Annotated in this window: 15 protein-coding genes; all 15 read right to left on the minus strand. The window is 29.4% G+C overall.

All coding sequences use genetic code 11. The features are described from left to right. Positions 1-228, minus strand: a 228-nt coding sequence (locus ABIN17_07920; protein ID MEO0284975.1) for a hypothetical protein, incomplete at its 3' end; no start/stop codon positions are given. 126 nt (positions 229-354) lie between these two features. Next, positions 355-627, minus strand: a complete 273-nt coding sequence (locus tag ABIN17_07925; protein ID MEO0284976.1) for a hypothetical protein — start codon at positions 625-627, stop codon at positions 355-357. After that, positions 620-2,914 (minus strand): hypothetical protein, encoded by a 2,295-nt coding sequence (locus tag ABIN17_07930; GenBank protein ID MEO0284977.1) that lies wholly within the window; start codon positions 2,912-2,914, stop codon positions 620-622. The genes ABIN17_07925 and ABIN17_07930 overlap by 8 nt, the downstream gene beginning before the upstream one ends. A 28-nt stretch (positions 2,915-2,942) precedes the next feature. Beyond that, positions 2,943-3,938, minus strand: coding sequence for an RluA family pseudouridine synthase (locus ABIN17_07935; GenBank protein ID MEO0284978.1), 996 nt, complete (start codon positions 3,936-3,938; stop codon positions 2,943-2,945). Beyond that, complete coding sequence (rph, locus tag ABIN17_07940) at positions 3,919-4,647, minus strand: ribonuclease PH (GenBank protein MEO0284979.1); 729 nt, start codon at positions 4,645-4,647, stop codon at positions 3,919-3,921. Before rph ends, ABIN17_07935 begins: the two co-directional genes overlap by 20 nt. A gap of 6 nt (positions 4,648-4,653) precedes the next feature. Next, a complete protein-coding gene (locus ABIN17_07945) occupies positions 4,654-4,902 on the minus strand; it encodes a hypothetical protein (GenBank protein MEO0284980.1) in 249 nt (82 codons plus the stop codon). 14 nt (positions 4,903-4,916) lie between these two features. Next, the gene (gene dapB / locus ABIN17_07950) at positions 4,917-5,663 is read right to left on the minus strand and encodes a 4-hydroxy-tetrahydrodipicolinate reductase (protein ID MEO0284981.1); all 747 of its coding nucleotides are present in this window, start codon (positions 5,661-5,663) and stop codon (positions 4,917-4,919) included. Further along, the gene (locus tag ABIN17_07955) at positions 5,660-6,742 is read right to left on the minus strand and encodes a M42 family metallopeptidase (GenBank protein ID MEO0284982.1); all 1,083 of its coding nucleotides are present in this window, start codon (positions 6,740-6,742) and stop codon (positions 5,660-5,662) included. The genes dapB and ABIN17_07955 overlap by 4 nt, the downstream gene beginning before the upstream one ends. A gap of 24 nt (positions 6,743-6,766) precedes the next feature. Next, positions 6,767-7,903 (minus strand): hypothetical protein, encoded by a 1,137-nt coding sequence (locus ABIN17_07960; GenBank protein ID MEO0284983.1) that lies wholly within the window; start codon positions 7,901-7,903, stop codon positions 6,767-6,769. 78 nt (positions 7,904-7,981) lie between these two features. Then, positions 7,982-9,721: a glycogen-binding domain-containing protein gene (locus ABIN17_07965; GenBank protein MEO0284984.1), complete on the minus strand. Its 1,740-nt coding sequence runs from the start codon at positions 9,719-9,721 to the stop codon at positions 7,982-7,984. Beyond that, positions 9,718-12,792 (minus strand): T9SS type A sorting domain-containing protein, encoded by a 3,075-nt coding sequence (locus ABIN17_07970; GenBank protein ID MEO0284985.1) that lies wholly within the window; start codon positions 12,790-12,792, stop codon positions 9,718-9,720. The genes ABIN17_07965 and ABIN17_07970 overlap by 4 nt, the downstream gene beginning before the upstream one ends. Beyond that, entirely contained in the window at positions 12,783-14,111 is a 1,329-nt protein-coding gene (locus ABIN17_07975) for a hypothetical protein (GenBank protein ID MEO0284986.1), read from the minus strand. Before ABIN17_07975 ends, ABIN17_07970 begins: the two co-directional genes overlap by 10 nt. Continuing rightward, positions 14,108-14,818 (minus strand): hypothetical protein, encoded by a 711-nt coding sequence (locus ABIN17_07980; protein ID MEO0284987.1) that lies wholly within the window; start codon positions 14,816-14,818, stop codon positions 14,108-14,110. The genes ABIN17_07975 and ABIN17_07980 overlap by 4 nt, the downstream gene beginning before the upstream one ends. Further along, positions 14,815-15,789, minus strand: a complete 975-nt coding sequence (locus tag ABIN17_07985) for a hypothetical protein (GenBank protein MEO0284988.1) — start codon at positions 15,787-15,789, stop codon at positions 14,815-14,817. Before ABIN17_07985 ends, ABIN17_07980 begins: the two co-directional genes overlap by 4 nt. Next, entirely contained in the window at positions 15,786-16,943 is a 1,158-nt protein-coding gene (locus ABIN17_07990) for an extracellular solute-binding protein (GenBank protein MEO0284989.1), read from the minus strand. Before ABIN17_07990 ends, ABIN17_07985 begins: the two co-directional genes overlap by 4 nt. Positions 16,944-16,987: the final 44 nt, after the last annotated feature.

The raw sequence follows: 16,987 nt of genomic DNA on the forward strand, positions 1-16,987 counted from the left end.
AGAAGCTCCTTTTTCTGTAATGAATATACCAAGTCCAGGAAGTTTTGCCCTTAAAAGAACCTCTTTTGCAAATTCTCCTTCAAAATTCTGAATCTGCCCAAGATTTTTTTCAAATCCTATATAATCATTCGTCCAGCTTTTCACCATTTTTTCCGGAATACCAGATTGATTACCTTCAAGAGCATAAAACCCTGTTATCGCTAAGAGCATTGCTACCATTTTTTTCATTTTATAACCTCCTTTTTGTTTTAATTTTGTTTTAATTTTAATTTTGAAATAATTTTTATATTATATTAAAAAAAAAGTTTTTGTCAAGATAATGTAGAATACCATGAAAATATTGAATTTTTCTTTTTAATGGCATTTGTTACAGTTTTTTTCCCACGGATGTCTAAATTCAGTCCTTTCTTTTTTTGAATTTTTTTCTAAAATTAAAATTCTTGATTCAATGTTTTTTTTATATTCATCAAAATTTTTCTTGATAGAATCTATTTTAATTTCTATTTTGCTTACTTTATTTTTTAAAAAATCTACTTCTTCTTTAACTTTTCTTAACTCCTTTTCATTTCCCTTACAGGCTGAAAAAATAATTAGAGTTAAAATAATTTTTTTAAAAATTTTATTCAATGGGCTTATCAAGAAAATCTGGATATTCTTTTCCAAGAATCCTGTAAATTTCCTTTAAAGTTTCCCTAAAAGAAACATCAAAGAAATTTCCAGGAATTTCCTGATCCTTTCCATACCACCAGAACCAGTCCGAACCCTCTGCTATATATATCATTCTCATAACCTTTTCTTTTTTTTCAGGATCAAGTTCATTCAAATATTTTTCAATATCTTTTCTAACATAAGAAAGGTATTCCCATGCCTTATTTTCTTCAGGTTCCCCTATCCATGTAGAAAAATTGGCTCCTATCCAGGAACCAGGGAAAAGATAATTGAGATTATTTTTGGGTTTATATTTTTCAATATATTCACTGATTGTCATAGTTTTTATAAATTTTGCCTCTGATAAAGATTTGTAAAGATTATGCAAAAACTCTTTTCCATCATGAGGGTAATGTTCCCATGCATTCTCACCATCAAGAATAACCGCTATAACAGGAGGATTTTCTTTATCCTTCCAGTATTTATAAATATTTTCAAGTTCTAAGATAAATCTGTTAACTGCTTCCACAGGATCCATATTCTGATATACAAATCCTATTGCATCAGATAAATGTGTATCTCTAAAAACTACATAAATACTATCCTTATTATTTTTAACCTTGTAAACTCTATATTTTTCTTCAAGACTCAGAAAGTTTTTATTCAAGGATTTCATTAAAACTTTCTCATCAGTTGCAATCCATTTTATTTCATTTGAAGAAAAAAGGGGAATAAGTTCATAGGCAACGGAACCTTCACCAGGCCACATACCAGAAGGTTTTTCCCCAAAAATATTTTCATAAAATTTAACTGCCTCTTTTATATGCCATTCTGCATCTTCTGGATAGGAGAAATCTGTTTCTGGCATAGGAGTTCCTGGTAATCCCGGTATTGCAAGTTTTATATCGTAAATTAAGGGTAATATTGGGTGATAAAAGGGAGTTGTTGAAACTTCTATTTGTCCCTTTTCCATTAATTTTTTATGAAGGGGAATTATAGAATTAACAATTTTTTTATGAATTTCTATTATTTTCTTTACATCTTCTTCAGAAAATTTTTTTCCTTTTTCTATTAAATCCCTAACACTTATTTTTTCACCATTTTCAAGTGTAACTTCCTTTTCTCTAAAATCAGGGTCAAGCCATGCTAAATTAAAATAAGCCTTTAAATCTATTAAATCCTTATCAGAAAATTTTTCACCCCGCAGCTTTTTATCAAGTAATTCAGAATACCTTGGAAAAGTTCTTATAATTTTTTCCCAGTTGGCATCAAAAAATCTTTCAACAATATAATTTTTCTCCTCTTCACTTGTTTCCTTAACGGGTTTTAAAGATAGTCTCATTGCTTTATCCATTGTTCCCTGCATTAAATCTAAAATCATTTCAAGTAGTGATGGAGTTAAATTTATCGTCAGGTGAATGTTTGGGTAATTTTCAAGAATTTTAGCCATATCATAATAATCCTTTGTTCCATGTAATCTTGCCCAAGGGGAAAGATAATCACCTTTTTCATCTTTTGGATACCTTGGCTGATGTTGATGCCACAAAATTAAAAGAATTAATGGAAAACCTCTATACTCAATTTCCCCTGAAATTAGTCTATCCTTGGGAACTTTTTCTATTTCTTCTGTTTTCATAATTATTTTTCTATCAGGAGTTAAAATAAAAACTGAATTAAAACCTCCAAAACCATCGGGAGTTTTGGCAGGGTTATTAGGGTCTTCTTTCCAATTTGTATCATCTATTACAAATTTATACTGGTATTTCCCAGGTGGTAGGGGAATTACTATTTCAAAAAATCCTTCTTCAGTTTTTCTCATAATACTCGAATTTTTATCCCAGTTATTAAATGTTCCAGCAAGTGAAACCTTTTTAGCAGAGGGATCAAAAAATTTGAATTTAACACCTTCTTCAATTACTTCAAGAGATGATAGAGCTTGTGTTTCTGTTATAATTTTTCCATCAGGAGTTAAAATAAAGGCAGAATTAAAACCTCCAAAACCATCATCAATTTTCCATTTATTGTCAGGGTCTTCTTTCCATATATTCCCATTTATTACAAATTTATATGCGTAAAAACCGGGTTTTAAAATTAGTTCTGTTTTAAAATTGCCTTCCTGTGTTCTTTCCATAGGATTTAAGTAGGGGTTCCAGTTATTGAAAGTCCCGGTAAGATTTATTCTTTCTGCTTCAGGAAAATAAACTTCAAAAATTACCTTATTATTTTGGTAAAATACAATTGAAAATATAAATAGAATAATTTTCATAACTGAATTTTAAAAAATTTTCATTTATTTACTCAAATTTTGATAGAAATTCAAAAGCTCTTTTAAAATCTTCTGGAAAATCTGCTATTACTTCAATCTTTTTATCATATACAGGATGAACAAAAGAGATTTTGTAAGCGTGCAAAGCCTGCCTATCAAAAATTTTGATAAGTTCCTTTACTATTTCCTTTTTATCGGAACCTATTAAATTTAAAATTTTTCTTCCATCAGTTCCACCATAAAGGGAATCACCCACAACCGGATGACCTATATATTCCATATGGACCCTTATTTGATGGGTTCTCCCTGTTAAAAGGTTTACTTTTAAAAGAGAACAAATTTTATCATACTCTTTTAAAACTTCATAAATTGTAATTGCTGGTTTTGCATTTTCAAAAGTTACCTTTCTTTTCAATCTATTAACAGGGTCCCTTCCTATAGGTGCATCTATTTCCATCATCTTTTGAGGCATTATTCCCCATACAAGTGTTCTGTATTCCCTTTTTATTTCCCTTCTTTCCATCATTGTTCCTAATTTTGAAAGAGCCTCCTTTGTTTTTGCCACAATCATACATCCTGTTGTATCCTTATCCAGACGGTGAATTATTCCTGCCCTTATATTCTCCTCCTCATCTTCTTCTGGAGAAGGAAGTTCCCCATATTTGAAAATTAATCCATGAACTAAGGTTCCTGAATGATGTCCCTTTGCAGGATGAACAACAACTCCCTTTGGCTTATTTATAACAGCAAGATGCTCATCCTCATATAAAATTTCAAAAGGAACTTCTTCAGGGATTATTTCTTTTCTTGGTTCTTCCTTTATTTTTATAACAATATGTTCTCCCTCTTTTACTCTGTAACTTGGTTTTTTTATTATCTTACCATTTACCTCAACAAGACCTTCTTCAATTGATTCTTTTATTTTTTCTCTTGATATTCCACATCCACTCTGATAAAGATAAACATCAAGTCTTTTACCCTTTGATTTTATATTTACCCATCTTTCAAAAATCCTCTCTGGCATAAGGATATTTTTTTATAAAATCTCTCTGGATTTTAAAAATTTCCTTTGATTTTTCCCTTGCTTTTTCAATCATTAAATTCAAAAAATCTGGCTCAATTCCTCTTTCTTCACTTGTCCCCTGAATTTCAACTATCTTTCCTGACTCTGTAAAAAATAAATTTAAATCAAATTGAGCATTATGATCTTCTTCATAGGTAAGATCAAAGTATATATCCTCTCCTATTTTTCCAGCGGTTATACCACATACAAGTTCAAAATCAGGAAAAACCCCTATAAGTTTATTTTTTTTCATAAAGTTTAAAGCCTGGTATACAGCACAGGATGCACCTGTTACAGCAAGAGCTCTTGTGCTTCCATCTGCCTGAAGAACTTCAATATCACATAAAAGAGTGTATTCTCCCATTTTTTTTCTTTCCACACCTGCTCTCAAAACTCTTGATATTATTCTTGATAATTCAATAGCCCTTTTATCCTTTATTCTCATTTCAATAGATTTTCTCTCTTCAACTGCTCTTGGATGCATAAAATAATATGCTTTTATCCATCCTTCCCCTGTTCCTTTTAAAAAGGGAGGAACTTTATTTTCTATACTCACTGTTATAAGAATTTTAGTGTTTCCTGCTTCAAGATAAACACTTCCTTCTGCTTTTACCTCTCCCTTTCTTAAAATAATGTTACGAATTTCCTCTCTTTTATTTTTATCCCTCAATTTTGTTCATTCACCTTTGAGTTTTTTAATTTCTTCTTCAAGTTCTTTAATTCTCTGTATTAGTTTTTCCTTCACCCCCTTTCTTTGAAGGTAATACATTCTATAAAGAATTCCAAGGGTAATTAATAAAAAGAGAATGTTAAAAAAGGAAATATACAGCGGGTCTATTGGTTTTATTGCCCCAAGCCATAAAAGGGCATCATAAAAAAAATTTAAAAGTGAAAGTATAAATAAAATAAAAACCCATAAAAGCATAAAAAAACCTCCTTTTAATACTCGCCCAGTAACTCTTTAAAAGTATAAAATCCTTTTTTGAAACTTAAAATCTTTTTTGCTACAAAAAGAGCTCCCCTTGCGAAAACTTTTCTTGAATATATTTTATGGGTTAATTCAATTACCTCATCGCCCTTTGAAATAAAAAGGGTATGCTCACCCGGTATATTTCCCACTCTGAAACCTGCTAATAGAACTTCATTTTTCTTTTTCATTTCTCTTCTTTCAAATACTGGATAAGAATCCTTATTAACATTTTCCTTCCATTCGTTAAATAAAAAAAGGGCAGTTCCACTGGGTGCATCCTTTTTACCTGTATGATGTAATTCCATAATTTCAAGTTCATAATCCTTTAAAAATTCTGAGAATTTTTTAAAAAAACCTGCTATAAGATGAATTCCTAAAGACATGTTTGGAGAATAAAAAACAGGAACTTTGTTAGATAATTCCTTAAATTTTTCAAAATGAATTTCCTTTAGAGATGTTGTTCCTACAACATAAGGTTTAGGTTTTTCTATTAATTTAAGTGTATTCTGCAAAGTTGCCTCTGGATCCGTGAACTCTAAAAATACATCAACTCTATCATAAACTTTTCTTAAATCATCTTCATATTTTATACCCTTACACTCACCTTCTACCCCCTCCTTTTCTATAAGTGCTCCTATTTCTATTTTATCCTCTTCTGCAACTTCAATAAGGGCTTGACCCATTCTTCCCTTTGCTCCTATAATTCCAATTCTCATAAATAATTTGAGAATTCTTTTAACTTTTCGGCATTAAGATTTAATACGAAAGAAACAGAAAGTTTAAGAGCATTATCAAAATCATCCCTGTGCATTAAAGAATGAAATCCATGGATATATCTTGTTGGAACTCCTATAATTGCAGAAGGGACTCCTTCTTTAAAAAGATGAACTCTTCCCGTATCATATCCACCCATTGGAACAGCTACAATATGATGTTTGATATTTTCTTTTTTTGCGATTTCCCTTAAAAATTCTGTTAATTTTCTGTTTGCAATCATTGTTGCATCAAGAACAACTATTGAGCAACCATTCCCCATTTTTGCTTCACTTTTATCTTTTGAAGCAGGTGTATCATCAGAAATTGAAACATCAAGGGCAATACAAACATCGGGTTCTACTACCCAGGAAGAGGTTCCTGCTCCTCTTAATCCAACTTCTTCCTGAACAGAGAAAACTCCGTAAACTGTTCCTTCAAATTCTTTATCCTTTAATTCTTCAAGTATTCTTACAAGAAGCCCTGCCCCATATCTATTATCAAAGGCTTTTGAGGAATAAATTTTTTCATTACCAAGTATTTCAAATTGTGAATAGGGAACAAGGACATCACCTATTTCAATACCAAGTTTTTCTTTTGGATTAAATTCAGTATCAACTCCAAAATCAATCCAGAGGTCATCAAGCTCAGGAATTTTTGCTTCCTCCCTTTTCCTCAAAAGATGAGGCGGGGTTGAACCTATTACCCCTTTAAATTTTCTTCCATCTTTTGTTTTCAAAGTTACCATCTGGTCAATTAAAGTTCCACTCCACCAACCACCAAGGGGCAAAAATTTAACATATCCTTCCTGGGTAAATCCTTTTACCATTAACCCTATTTCATCCATATGAGCAATAAACATTATCCTGGGATTTTCTTTTTTCCCCCTTTTAATAGCTATAAGAGAACCAAGTTTATCAGTTTTGACCTCATCAACAATATCTTTTATGTAGTTATAAATTACACTCCTTACTTCCTCCTCAGCTCCAGGAGGACCAAAAGCTTCTGTTAGATCCTTTAATAGTTTTTCTGTGTGTTCCATTATTTTTTTCTCCTTTATTTTTTATTAAGATTCTCCAGTTTCCTTTTGAACTTTTTCCTCTTCAATTTCTGGCATATAACTTTCAGGTTCTTCCTCTTCCTTTAAAAGATCAATATCATCTTTTTTCTTATAGAGGGCTATAAATATGAAATTGTTTCCCGCAAAAAACATACTTGTTAAATAAGATAAGACCATAAAAATAACAGCATAACCAAATAAACCAAGAAACCAACCTAATATATTTCCCCATAAACCAAGGTTACCTGGATCAGAAGGTATAAATAAAAGCGCACTTGCACCGATTAAATTAAAGTAATCATAGAATTTTCCTAAAAATCTGTAATCAGGAAATAATGAGTTAGCTTTCTGAATAATTAAGGGGAAAAGTGGATAGGCTTTTGAAAGCACACTTACTGCTACAAGAATTGCTTTTGAGACAAAAAGAGTAAATATTGAACCTGCTACAAAAATAGTTCCAAGAAGTAAAAGTTCATAAAGGAAAAGTCTCCAAGGCTCCTCATTTATTGTTGAAAAAATCTCAAAAAGAGTATCAAAAGTATCATTACCTGTTGTTCCCACTATAGAAGGTGAAATAAAAAGAGAAACTAAAAGAGATACAAAAATATAAATTAAAAATAAACAGGTAAAAAATGCAGGTATGGAAAATAAAATAAAAATTAAAGTTCCAAAAAAGGGAATTCTCGTAATTAATCCCCAGATAAATCCTGTTAATAATATTAAGGCTATTAAAACTATTAACAAAAGAGGAGTTAAAAAGGATGCCTTACCTTTTGTTATTGAAAATTTTAAAGATTCCCTTATTTCATAAAATTCATCTCCTTTTAATTGTTCAAAATGAATCTTTGAAACCGCTGTTCCAAATATAAAAAAAGTAATTAAAAAGAGGATCATTCCGATCAGATGGAGAGCATTCCCAGTTCCTGAAAGGGGTTCAAAGCAAGCGATGGGTAATAATTTATAAATTCCCCATATTTCTTTAAAACTCCAACCACTCTGTAAAAGGGCAAGGTATGAAAATATTGAATAGAAAAAACCTCCAATTATAAAACCTAAAAACTGAACCCACATCTTCTTTACAGAAAGTCCAAATCTTGCAGCCCTGAATACATCTTTAAAGTTATAGTGAAGTTTTACTGGCATTTCCATTTCCAAATTTTAAAAGGGACTTGAACCCAAATTAAAATTTTATTCAAAGAATTTTATAAAATTCAATATAATTTAAAACCTTATTTCAATTCCAATTTTTAAAAGAATTAAGTTCTCTAAATCCCTTTCAGCTAACAAGGATTTTCTTCCATACCTTAAATATGAATCACTTATAAGCTCCATATTTGCTCCCCTTTCTGTTAAATAAATCCTCCTTGCCCATTCATCCTCTTCAAGGGTAAAGGGGTCAAGTCCATATGATAAAAATACATAACTTCTCTCATAAATAATTTTCCTTAATTCTAAATAGGGAGATAAAAAGGAATTTTTAATTCTTAAATGGGGTGCATCAAAGTTAATAAATCTAACATCACAAAAAATTTCATAATCTTTAAATATTTTCTGAATCCATTTAAAAATTATCTCAGAAGAATAAGGATAATAGCCAAAACCAGGTGAGGAGAATTTTCCAGTTATAAAAAAGGGTAATTTTTTTGTTTTAAATTCAACAACAAGTGATAAGAGTTCTTTAAAACCAAGAGAAAAGGTTTCAAAATACATAAGCTGATTTAAACGATGAAAATAAAAAAGATTACTGAAAGGTTTCTCACTACCGACTATAAAATAATAATGTTTTAAAATTAAGTTGAAATTATTCTCTTTAAAGAAAAGACCTGAAAATAAAAGACCTTCCCTGTAATTACCAAAAAATTTTTTTAAATCAAAAACATCATACTCTGTAAAAATTCCTGTTTCAAAATTTGATATATATCTGATAGAACTGTAAAACCTTGAAAAATTACATATTTTTAAATAATGTTTGAAGTTTTCTCCATTAGATTTTTCATCTGCTTTCCAGAAGATTTCTCCTTTTCCTGAGGCAATGTTAAACTCAAAATTTTTAATATTTTTTTTGATATCAGAGCTTATAAAGTTTTCTTCCTTGTAAGAGTTAAAAAGTAAAAGTTCACCGTTTGCTGAAAGGGAATCTGGTGATATGGTGCTATATTTTCTATCAAATCCTTTGTTTTTAAAGTAATTAATTGATAGAAAATTATAAAAGGTAAATCTATTAAAAATTAAATCTCTACCTTCTCTCCAGCCATTGGAATAAAGAAAATTTAAATTTAAAATTTTAGATTTATAACTCAAAACAAAACCCTCCTCCTCTCTTCCAAAATCCTTATGAAATTCTCCTATATTACCTGTTAAGTCAAAGGGTTCAAGAGAGGAAAGAATAAATTTGTTATAAAATCCTCTTAAGGATAAATTTTTTTCCCTTAAAATAAATTCAGCCCTTTCAAAAAATACAGGTATTGAACCGTCACTCTGAAGATTTTTATTCTGGTATCTCAATCTTACCCATAAAAGAGAGTTATAAGGAAGATAACCTTTTAAATCAAGTTTTGAGTCAGAAAGTGTTTTGAATTTTTTTAATGTATCTTCTAAATTCAGATGAAACCTTATATCACCTGAAAAATTAATAGCAGTATTCCATCCAGTATTTGAAATTGTCTTAGGGATAATAACTTCTCCCTTATCTGTTATTTCAATTAAAGAATTTCCATAAGGACCAACTTTTAAAGGATTTTCAGGATCACTTATCCAGTTTCCATCAACAATAAATTTATATTCATATCTTCCTGGTTCAAGGTCGAGAGTAACTTCCCATATATCCCCCCTTTTTTCCATTTTTAATGGATTTTTTTCCCAGTTTGTAAAATCTCCAGCGAGTAGAACAGAATTTGCTTTTCCTTCTTTTAATTTAAACTTAACAGGATATAAAAATATTATTAAAAAAATTAATTTCATTTTATTTTAATAATTTTAAAGTTTAAAACTTTTTTATTTTCATCTTCAATTCTTATAAAAAATATGCCATTTCTTTTTAAAGGAAGGTATGTTTTACCCTTTAAAATTTTTCTTTCAAAAATTCTTCTTCCTGATAAATCATAAATTTTTAAATTGAATGTTTTGTTATAGGGATTTGTCAGGTAATCAGGATTAATTGTTTTTAATAAAAATGATATTTTTTTGTTTTTAATTTCCTCTTTTATCTTTAATTTTTTTAAAAGAACAAATTCCTCTGGTTCAATTCTTTTATTTAATATTCTTGGTCTTGGAACTTGCCACTCAAGACTCCCTCCATCATATGTTTTATATGTTCCAACAGCAAGGTATAAAGATTCAGGGTCAAATCCATATAAATTTCTTAAATAAATAATTCCTTCCAGAATTCCTGTATCAGAATTAGAAGAGAAAAATTTAAAATTAACTGTATCATTTATTATGTTTTCAAGAGAATCAAAAAAGGAAACAAACTCGTTATCATTTTCATCAGCAAGGAAAAAGTTATAAAATGAAAGACTGTCAGTTTTATTCCAAGGTGATTTTACAAGTTTTTTATAAGGGTTGAAACTTATGAAAATAAAATGGTCATTCGAAAATCTATCAGGAGAATTTCCAGCAGATTCTGTTGCTATGTAAAGTCTTCCTGAATCTTTATCATAAACTCCCCAAAGATGCATTTCAGGATTTTCAGCAATAAGGGGAACTCCTGGATCTAAAATTCCATCCATTAAAAAATTTAATTTTCCTACAATAAAACTGTCGTTTTTCCCGAGCCAGGAAATATTTGAAAGAGAATCCCTTGAATAAATTGTATAAATAACTTTTGTTCCTGATGGATGAGGAGGTATCATTCCTTTATAAATATTTAAAGTATCAAGTTTCATTAAGGTTTTAAAAATTGAGTTCCAGTTATTATTTGTCCAGTAAAGAAAAACTGAATCAACACCTGAAGGATCCTGAGCAGAAATTTTTACTTTAACTGAATCAGAATCAGTAATGTTGTAAAGAGGAATTCTTGAAAGGTTATAAAGAAGAGGACCTTCAAGGTCACCAGGTCCTGGAAAAGGTAAATCCGGCACTCCACTTCCAGCATAGAAATATATATCGAAGTTTCCTGAAATCCCTCCAATTTCCAGTTTTTCACCGGCAGGAACTTTTGAAATTAAGTTAAATTTAAGTCCTACTCCTGATTTCCATAAAATAAATGCTCCCTTGCCTGATTTTAAATTCCTAAATCCAGCATACATCCATCCATTTGGTGAGATATCATTTTCAAAATTTAAAGAGTAATAATTAAATATAATTTTATATAAATCAGGTGATAAGACAGATTTTGAAAAGATAATAAAAGGAGAATTGTAATTTAGTTTTATAAATTTTTGATTCTTTTTAAAAGAGTATGTTTTAATCATACCCTGATTTTCAAAGGTTATAAAAGCAGAAGCTGTATCTGAGTAAAATCCCATGATATTATATAAATCATTTTCATGCCATGCATCCTCACCAAAACCTGAATGACTGTAATCAGAAAAATCTCCTTCACCTCCCCAGTTTGTAAAGAAATTACCAATATAAACTGTCCCTGAAGAATCACATAAAAAAATTATTTTTCCGCCTCTTTTTTCAAAAACCGATAGGAAGTAATCGGTTCCAATGACGAATTCCATAAATCCATCACCATCAATATCAAGGGAATCGCGAAAAACAAATTTAGGTGATGTAAGCCAGTTTGAGGCATAAGAAAAAATATTTGCCTTACCTGTATGATTCCATAAATTTTTTCCCCAATAGATAAGTTCTCCACCTGGTCCAGTATGCCATGCTGTTTCATATAAAAGGGAATTTAAAGTGAGAAAACCAAGTAATTTTAATTTATTATCAGGAGAATTTTTTAAATTGTTCCAGGAAAAAAGCCATAGGTCCTCATAATCTCCGTTTATTCCATTTAAATTTAAATCAGGTGCATTTGTACCAGTTCCATAAGCCTTTGTATTTTTAAAATCATAATACCAGTTATCATAATTTCCACCAGTCCAACTATGTAATTCTTGATATGCTGAATAATTTATATAAATTGTTGGAGGATCATTGTAAGGATCAGAATCATAAATTCTATCAACACCCCACCATTTTGCAGCTTCGGCTACATGTATTGGCTGTATCCATGATGTATTTTTAGCCCATTGAATATTTGCATCATAGGAATTTGAAGGAGCACCAGGATAACCGAAATCCCAACCTGCAACACCTGCTGCTTTTTCCCAGTCATCTCCATAAACACAAATTTGCTCCTGATCCCAGGAATTGGCTAAATCCTGAAGATGATTATATAACCATGTCTCAGGAATATAATTCCATACCCAAAAATCCCTTGCATGTTTCTGAATGAATATTACAAATATTCTGTGATTATTTTCTATCATCTGATGAACCTTGTGACTATTATAACATGGTGAGCCATCTGGGAAATTATGAGGATACCATTCATGAACATTGTCATCAACCAAAATGCAAGGGGGAATATGATTTCCATAAGAATCAGTTTTTCCATAAAGGGAATCAATAAGTGCAACAAGGGAGTAGGGCATTAAATTTTTACTCTTAAAAACCCTTTCAGGAATCCATATCACAGTAGGATGAAAGGGCCAACCTTCACCTTTTATTATAGAATCATCCTGAATTTTTTTTATTAAAAACCCGTATTCATTTATTTCCTTCGCTGCATAAGGTAAAATATTTTGACCATAAACACTTCCCACAATATCAACAAGGTGGCTTTTAAGTCTTTCTAAAAGTCCGTTATCATTTAAAAACCACGCATAGGAACTTGTTAAAGTCCCTGAAATATGAATATCAACTGGAACATTATAATAAAAATGAGTATCAAGTATTCTGTGGTATGAATTTCCATTATAACCTTCTCTTCCTGGTACCAGAGCATATTTTCCATTATCACCAAAATGCTGATTTCCATGATGGAGGAAGGCAATTTTTGCAGTTCCACCGAATAAAAAAAGAATTATCAAAACCATATTTTTACTTTTATTCTTATTATATCATATATCTTCTGATACTGGGAATCAGCAAAATCATTATCATTTATAAGGTCAAAATCTGTTACATATCCTTCACCATATTCAACATAAAATTCCTTTCCTGATATTGTATAACCCATCTGTAAAAAGGCACTTTCCCAGGTAGCAAAATCCCTATTAGCAATAGCACCTCTGAAATAAAAATAAAAATTAAGGGGAAGATTAATTTTTCCTTCAAGACCTATAAGATTTCTTTCCCCAATTGAATATGGATTATCTTTTATTCCTATGTCTTTCATTTTGTATTGAATTTTTAAAAGGTAGTTTTTTTCCTCTTTTTTAATTTCAAAAAATATGTGTTTCCATTTTGCTCTTTTTTCACTTATAATTTCATAAAAACTTTTAAAGGAGTATCCATTTATAAATTCCACAAAAATTTCTGTTTGAGAAAAAGTATATTTAAAAGGTTTTTCGTAATATGTTCCAAATAAATATCTTGTTTTATAGGAATCAAATCTTTCAGTTAATGTTATAGATTTGTAAGGAAAGAAAAAATTTATTTCTCCCCTAAATCCTTTTCTATCCCATTCTTTTCCCCAGTATGAAAATCTGTTTGAAAAATTTGTTCTGAAACTGTCATCAATATGGTAGTAAGATAATACAAATCTAAAAGGTCCTAAATAAATATTTGAAATTTCTGAAGAAAAGGCTTTTCCCTTTAAAATGTCAGAATATTCAAAAGTTAAAAATCCCTGTAATAAAGGAAACCTTATGAATCCTTCATAAATCTTTTCTTTTCTATTTTCATAATAATTCTTTTTATGCCCGTATAAAAGTTGAGTATCAAAAAATTTTTTGAATTTTAAAGAAAAAATGTTATAATCAGCATTTTCGGTTCTTTTTGATTTTGAAAAAAGGTAATTGATTTCTGAAAAAGAAAAAGCTTTTAAATTTAATCGCATTCCCTCTGACTTTGCTCCAAAATCATCATCTCTTATTCTTTCAGGTGAAATAACAAATAAAAGGGGACTTTCAAAGAAGTGTCTATCTTCCCTTGCAAAAAATATTAAATTGAAAGGATTATAAACTTCTACATGTCCCTGTAAATAAAGGAGCTTACTTCCTTGGTAAGTATTTTCAAGCATATAAGAGGTATAGGTATTTAAAAATTCTCTTGAATAAAAATATTTAAGTTCAAAATGATTTCTATAAAAAGACATTTCCCAGTTTACAGGTTTTGATTCTCTTGAAATAGAACATTCATTTTCAAAATAAAAATTTAAAGAATAAAATGAAATAAAAAATAAAAAAATCATCTTTTAAATTCTAAGGATGTTCCTAAGGAAATTCCAAGATAAGAGTTATCCTCAAAGGAAAAGATAAAATTTTTGTCATCAAAAATAAGTCCAAAACCTAAATTTACAAAGTTTTCAGAAAAGGAAAGGAAAATAGCAATTGGTCTTAATAAAAGAGAAAGTCCAATTTTTTTAAATTCCTTTTCTCTTGAAACAAAAATATAAAATCTTTCAACTGGTGAATAATTAAGTGAAATATAATAATTTTTTGAATCAAAGGAATTTAAAATGTGTTTAAAACTAAGGGAAAAAATAAGATTTCTGAAAATAAATGAATTAGATAAGTCGAAATCAATTTTTTCTTTTCTTTTTAGAATTGAGTTAAGTAAAAGATAATTTCCTGATATTGAAAAACCTAAATTTTTAATTTTTTTAGAAAAACCTGTTAAAATTTCAGTTTCTGAATAATTTTTTAAACTCTTTTGAAATATGCTTAAAAATAAAAATCTTTTAAAGCTAAAAGAAGTATTAATTTCATTCCATTCAATTATTTCGTATGGTTTTCTATAATCTAAATAAAATAAAAAATTTTTATTAAAAAAGGGTAAGAGGGAGGGGTAAAGGGAAGAGGAGGAAAAAAAGTTTAAATCAGAAGAACCTGTTAATCTTGAAAAGGAGGAAGGTTTAAAATTGAATAGATTAATAAAAATTAAAAAAAAGATTTTCATTCTACTACCTTTATTACCTCTTTTTTTCTCAATTTTCCCTTCACTTCAAGTAAGAGAATATAGATACCGGGCTTATTAATATTAAAACTTATTTCCCTTTTTTCGTTTTTAAGAAGTGTTCCTTCAAATATTTTCTTAAAAAGTTTTCCATCTTCTGTTATTAAGGATATGTTTATGTTTGAATTTTCGGAAAGTGAAAAAGTCAAATTAACACTTTCATTTATAAAAGTAAGGTTTTTATCAATTTTAAATTCTTTTAATTCAAGTTTTTCAAAAGGAGATTCTACGATTTCAGAGTTCTGAATAGGGAAAATATTTGAATCAGGTTTTTTATCAAGATTTTTATCCAGGTTTACTTTTAAAAATTTTCTTACATATTCAGGAGGTATACCATCCACATCAATGTTATCAGGTGATATATCACCAGAACCTGAATGGTCTCCTCCTGCTATGCATAAGAAAATTTTCAAATTTGAACCTGTATTAAAGCCATTTTCAAAAATTAAGGAAAAGGGAATTTTTGCCTCAATATAGCTTTTTTCACCCGATTTCCCTCTATTATAAATTTCAGTATAACTTGAAAGGTCTGAGGTTGAACCAGAGGGGCTTATTTTACGGAATCCACCCTTTGATAAATCAGCATCCCAGAGAGCAAGTATGTAATTTGCTTCAATTCCATATAATTTTAAATTTCTTGGATACCAGTTTAAAATATCAAGGTCAGAGACACCCTTTTGTCCTGTGTCAAAAATTATTAAAAGGGCATTGTTTTTTACAATATACTCTGCACCAATATATAGATTATTTTTATCCCATGTTAGAAAAAAATCAGTAATTTCATTTTGAATTCCCCAGAAGCTGTCTCCATATCTATCAGAAAGAACCTTTTCGTCCTCAGAAAAATCTTTTAAATCTCCATCAACTTTTATTGTTTTGTATGTAATGTTTATTAAAAAAATTAAAAAAATCATTTAATTACTTTTAAGATTCTCTCCTGTAAATTTTTTATTGTTTCTTCAATATCCCTTTCTCCTTTTAAAAAAAGAGAAACTTCCTGAATATATATTCTTTCTACTTCAGGGTATTCAGCAATCTGGGGTCTTGGTTTTGTTTTTTCAATTGCCTCTATTAGTATTTTCATAAATTTATTTTTTTCAAAATTAATGTAATCAATAGCTTTTTTATTTACTGGAATCTGCCCTAAGGTATTTGCCCATTTTGCCTGCACTTCAGATGATATTATGTATTTTAAAAATTTCATTGCTTTTTCACTATTTTTTGTATTTTTAAATATCACCATCTGTGTTCCCCCAAGTGAAGTAAATGAGCCTGCTTCACCTTCTGGAATAAGAGAGATTCCAAAGGGGAATTTAATTTTTTGTAAATCTTTTATTTTCCATGGACCTGAAAAAATCATAGCATATTTTTCATTTATAAATCCCATATCAGGATTTATAGCACCTTCAAGAAATGCCCCACCTTCTATTTTGTATTTAAGATATAAATCTCTTTTAAAAACGAGAGCTTTTTTAAATTTTTCATCTAAAAATTGCGGATTTCCCTTTTCATCAAAAACTTCTGAGCCAAAGGTATAAAAGAAAGGTAAATCCCACCATAAAGTATTTCTCATTCCAAAACCAAAAATTTCTTTTTTTTCATCAGTTAATTTTTTTGCATAAATTAAAAATTCTTCCCAGTTAGAAGGAGGTTTTAAAGTATCAAGTCCTTTTTCTTTAAATAATTTTTTGTTATAGAAAAGTAATATGCATGTTACTTGGTCAGGGATTCCGTAAAGTTTACCCTCATAATAAGAAGATTTTAGGGGAGCTTCATAAATATCCTTTAAAATATCTTTAAAATAAGAGGTATCAAGGGGAAATAGAATTCCTTTTTTGGCAAGTAAATAGACCTGTGCTATATCAAGTCTTGCAATATCCGGATTCTGTCCACTTATAACTGATGTTAATATTTTTTCAAACATTCCTTCAAAGGGAACTCTCTGGACTAAAATTTTAATATTTTCTTTTTCTTCAAATTCTTTAACTATTTCATTGAAGACTTTAAATTCTTCATCGTTATAGGATACCCATATTGATAATTCTTTTCTTTCAACCCTTTTACACATTAAAAAGAAAAATGTGAATAAAAAAATTAATGTTAAATTTTTTT

The sequence above is a fragment of the candidate division WOR-3 bacterium genome, from assembly GCA_039803925.1.
GTDB lineage: Bacteria > Hydrothermota > Hydrothermia > Hydrothermales > JAJRUZ01 > JBCNVI01.